1 protein-coding gene is annotated in these 654 nt (G+C 74.9%); it reads right to left on the bottom strand.

Going from position 1 to position 654, the window contains the following annotated elements; all coding sequences use genetic code 11:
• Window positions 1–499 (bottom strand): SCO5717 family growth-regulating ATPase (locus E2E34_RS34905; protein ID WP_279637928.1); only part of this gene is annotated, 499 nt, incomplete at its 3' end.
• Between the last annotated feature and the right edge of the window lie 155 nt (window positions 500–654).

Raw genomic sequence — 654 nt, 5'->3', positions numbered from 1 at the left:
GGGGGAAGGGCTGCGGGTAGCCGTACCCGGCCGCCGCGGCGGCCTGCTGGTCCGGGTGTCCCGCCTGCTGCGGTACGCCCTGCACGGGCTGCTGGGGGTATCCGTACCCGCCCGGCGTCGCTTGCTGCGGGTACCCGTAACCGCCGGCCTGCTGGGGCGCGCCGGGCCCCGGCTGCTGCGGGAAGCCGTAGCCGCCCGCGCCGTACGGGTCCGGCTGCGGCGCGCCCTGCGCGAACGGCTGCGCCGGGGCCGGGGCCTGGGGGGCGGGCGGTCCCGGCTGGGCCGGGCCGCCCTGGCCCAGCGGAGGCCCGGTCGGCGGCGGCGCGGACGCGGGTCCGGCGCTGCCCTGGCCACCCTGCGCGGAGCCACCCCGCGTGCTCTGGTCGTACCAGGCAGGAGGCTCGTAGACGATTTCGAACTCGCCGGTGAGATCCAGCTCGCGGTCGTCCCCGTCCGAGGACTGGCCGTCGCCGTGGTACTCGGACCGATCCCTGTTCACTGCTTTGCCTCCTGGTCAGCAACTGCTGCTGGCGTCGTCGCGGTCGGGCGGATGGGGTGGCGCGTTCCTACGCGGCTGCGACGTTCACCGCATCACCAGAAGACTAATCTTTCGCCCCACGGTACGGAAAAGCACCCTTGCGTGCGGACCCGCTC

This window comes from Streptomyces albidochromogenes (assembly GCF_005981925.1).
Classification (GTDB): domain Bacteria; phylum Actinomycetota; class Actinomycetes; order Streptomycetales; family Streptomycetaceae; genus Streptomyces; species Streptomyces albidochromogenes.
Note: the sequence above shows the minus strand (reverse complement) of the source record. Positions and strands in the feature narration are given on the sequence as shown.